At 29.2% G+C, this 4,235-nt stretch carries 2 protein-coding genes; both read right to left on the bottom strand.

Features of this window, described 5'->3' with window-relative positions; all coding sequences use genetic code 11:
- On the bottom strand, positions 1-1,085 hold a 1,085-nt coding region (locus ACTHW2_RS11335; protein ID WP_442264033.1), incomplete at its 3' end, for a response regulator.
- On the bottom strand, positions 1,057-4,155 hold the full coding sequence (locus ACTHW2_RS11330; protein WP_442264032.1) for an ATP-binding protein: 3,099 nt from the start codon (positions 4,153-4,155) through the stop codon (positions 1,057-1,059). The genes ACTHW2_RS11330 and ACTHW2_RS11335, both read right to left, overlap by 29 nt.
- Between the last annotated feature and the right edge of the window lie 80 nt (positions 4,156-4,235).

The following is a 4,235-nucleotide window of genomic DNA, read 5'->3' as shown; positions in this document are numbered from 1 at the left end:
ATTTTCTTTGTTGGTTCCAGTCCCATTTCTTGCCATAACTTTTCTTTATGATCATCAAAAAATATTTCTAGTTTTGCTATTTCATTTTTTATTCCATAGTATTTTATCATCATTTCAACTGCTGAGTTATTAAATGGATCTATTTCATATAGCTTATCTAATAGAAGTTTTACAATCAGATCAAGCTTTTCCTTTTTTATTTCTTTTTTTACAAAACTTTCTATTGTATTGAAGACTAATTGTTTATACATTTGTTGTGTCTCTATTGCCCAGTGGTAACCTTCCTCTAAGAAGTCCCCCTTATATATTTCAAGAACTTCCCTTATACCATCTTCATTGTATCTTGCTTCTTCTATTATACTTTCCAAATCTTTTAAATCACTTTCTATTGCTAGGTCTAGCCTGTACCCTTCTTCTGAGTAAATTATAGCATTTGAATACCCTAGTTTTTCTAAAGCTTTTCTCAATTGGTAAACTGTTGTGTGAAGTAGGGTGCTTGCTTTATATAATTCTCTCTCTGGAAAAATCGCCTCTATTATTAGGTCTTTAGATGATGTTCTTTCCATCCTTGTCCATAGATAGACAAATAGTTCTTTAGCTTTTTTAGTCCGCCAATTCAATATTTTCCCTTTACCATCTAAAACTTGGAATCCACCAAAGCTATATACCTTTATATCCTTTGTATTTTTTATATTTTCATTATATATTTCTTTTGCCCTAATTCTTTCTTTTAAGCGTTTTATAGCCTTTGCTAGCCGTTTTTCTTGTACTGGTTTTAATAGATAGTCTATGGCATTTATTTCAAAGGCATCTACTGCATATTGAGAGTAGGCTGTTACAAAGATTATTTCAACATTTTCCAATTTTCCCATAACAATCTCAGCAAGTTCTAATCCATTGACTTGACCCATTTCTATATCTAGAAATATGATTTCTGGTTTTATATTTTTAAGATCTTTTAATAGATCAGTATGGTTGGAATAAGTGGCTAGTATTTCTATTTCTTTATAGGGGGATAGCATATGTTTCAACACTTCTAAGGCCATGGGTTCATCATCAACTAAAACTGTTTTCATTATCTTCATCGTTTCTCACCTCTGGTATTCTTATCTTAATCTTTGTACCTTCTTCTAAACTACTCTTTAATGTTAAACTTGCTCCCTTTAAAATCTTTATTCTTTCCATAACATTTTTAAATCCTATACCGTTTCCATTTCCCTCTAGCAGTTCTTCTTGTTCTTCAGCCGTCATGCCCTCTCCATTATCTTTAATTGTTATACTTATAAGGCCATCTTTTTCTTTTTGTGTTTTTATTTCTATTCTCCCACTGCTGCTAGTTGATATGCCATGTTTTACAGCATTTTCTACTATAGGTTGCAGGGTAAGGGGAGGAGTTTTAGCTTGCAAACTTTCATCTATATCATATATTATTTCTAGTCTTTCACCAAACCTTAGCTCTTCAATTTCTAAATATGCCCTTACTAGATCTAATTCTGAGTCTAAGCTTACAAAGCCTTTTTTTCTATGAATATCTAGTTTTCCTCTAAGGTATACGGCTAAATTATTTAAGGCTTTTCTCGATTTCTTACTGTCTATATAGCTAAGCCCTATTATTGTATTTAGTGTATTGTATAAAAAATGAGGAGATATTTGGGAGTAAAAGTATTGAAATTCTTTTTCTATTCCTTCTTCAGCAGTTGCTTTTATAAGGAGCAAGGATTGAATTCTAGATTTTAATTCTTCTGGATCTACAGGCTTTTTTTGAAAATCATTTGCTCCATAATTGAAGGTAGCTATTAAATTTCTAGTTCTTCCAGATGATGTTAAAATAAGTATTGGAAGTTCTCCCATTGAATAATTTTTACGGATTTCCTTACATAATTCATAGCTAGATATATCTGTTAACATAAAATCTAATATAATTAAATCAATCTTTTCTTTTTTAATAATTTCTAAAGCTTCTTTACCACTACTTACTGTAAGGATATGGTATTCTAGTTCTTCTACTATATTTTTTAGAAATCTTCTGCTAGAATTTTTTTCATCTATTATTAGAATCTTTTCTAGGTCTATATCCTTTTCTCCTGTATCTTTTAATCTATCTTGATTTCCTTGTGGTGTCTCTAATAAGAAATCACTATTGTATTTATAACTTTTCTTTTCCTCTATAATTGTCCCCTTATATAAAGGTAGTGTAAAAATAAAGCTTGAGCCTTGTCCAACAGTTGATTCTACATGTATTTTCCCACCTTGAACTTCAACCAAGTCTTTTACTATGGTTAATCCCAATCCCAAGCCTTCCTTTGTTTTTCCTCCAATGCTCTTTTGAAAAAATATATTAAATACTTCTTTTAGGTCTTTTTCTTCAATTCCTATACCAGTATCTTTTACCCTTAGTTCTGCCTTATTATCAACTGATCTAGCAGATATGGTTATATAACCAGTTTCCGTATATTTTATTGCATTGTCTATCAAGTCATATACTATTTGTCTAAATTTATCATGATCTCCAACAATTAAAGGAAAGTCTTTTTTTATATTATTTTTTAAAATAATAGCTTTGTTATATGGTATTAAGTTTTCTATTTCTTTTATTATTTCTTCTACAATCTCATAAGAATTAATAGGAGTTAGTCTAAGTTTTACCTCTTCATTCTCCATTGAAGAAGCATCAAGTAAGTCGTCTGTTATACGTCTTAATATATCAGTCTCTTGTTTTATGTGAATCAAATTTTCCTGCTGGTCAATGCTTAATAAACCTTTTTTTCCTTCTAGCAAATAGCTTGTTAGGTTTTTTATGTTTTGCAAGGGCCTTTTAAACTCATGAGAAGATTTTATTAAAAACTCATCTTTAAGTTTATCATCTTTTAGTAGTCTTTCAGATAGTCTAGTTGCTCTCTTGTGGTCTAACTGTAGTTGATGAGTCATTAATGCTGCCATACTAAACATGGTTGTTACAATTAAAAATACCGGAACATTCCCCAAACTTATTTCAAAGAATGTTTTTATAAATAAAATTATCCAATAAGAAGACGCAGATACAACAACTACTAAAATATATTCTATTAGGTCTCTTTTTTTATTCATTGCTTTTACTAAAATAGTAAATATATAAATATAGGCCATAGACATTCCAAGTAAAACAAGAGCCTGCATAAATACAAAACTATAAGATATCTTTACTAACTCTAGTATGATAGAAAACAATAAAATTAAGGACATATATATAGTAATTAAATTTGTTATATATTTATTGCTGATTTCTTTGAAAAATTCATGTACAAACCTTAAAAAGAAAATACCTGTTAATATAATTAGGCTTCCTTGTATTTCAGTCCTACCTAATGGTTTGTAGTCATATATTAGACTTAATAACTGTTCATTCATGGTAGACAAATAAAATCCTGTTAAAAGATTAAGTATAGAAAAATACAATAAATATTTATTTTTATTGCGTTGAAAATAGATAATAAGAAAATATAAGCTCAGTGTAATACATACCGTTACCACTAGGGCATCTAATACAAGGCTTTTATCGCTCGATTTTACCATAGTATCAAAATCGCCTATCTCTAAAGATTTAAGAATACCTCCTGATCTATAGTTGAAACTTGTTACATGAACTATTAGTTCTATTTCTTTATTTATACTTTTTTCTGCTCCTAAATTATATTTACTTACAGTTTTAAAGTCACTTTCATCAGTTGAGGGGGTTCCTACTTGTGAAATTTGTTCACCATTAAAAAATATGCGATTTGCAAATCGTATTGTTCTAGATTTTATAGCATAAACCATATCTTTTGGCACTTTTACAGTAAGTCGATATGTACCAGATCCATTTTCTAATGCTTCTTCGTTTAAATATTCCATCCAATTTTCTGGAACATTTATATAGGTTTTTTCTTCATCTTTAAAGTCTGAATTTGGATCTAATAGCTTGCCAGGATAAAACTCCCATTGTCCGTCCAGTCTCACTATTTTTTCCTTATCAATATCCCACTGTCCAAGATCTATCCTGCCTTTTTCTGCCATATATTTAGACTCTTCTTTTCTATAATTTGCTGTATATATATTTACAAATACTAAAAGTATAATCATAAGTGAAATGGCTATAGAAATAATATATTCTTTTTTTACATTTTTAAATATCTTCATCCCCTCCACCTTTCATCCTCTATATTATTAAATATATTAACAGTTTTCTAGATAATTGTTAATATATCTACATTATATAT

It is taken from the genome of Tissierella sp. (assembly GCF_052089545.1).
In the GTDB taxonomy this organism is placed as follows: Bacteria; Bacillota; Clostridia; order Tissierellales; family Tissierellaceae; genus Tissierella_A.
Note: the sequence above shows the minus strand (reverse complement) of the source record. Positions and strands in the feature narration are given on the sequence as shown.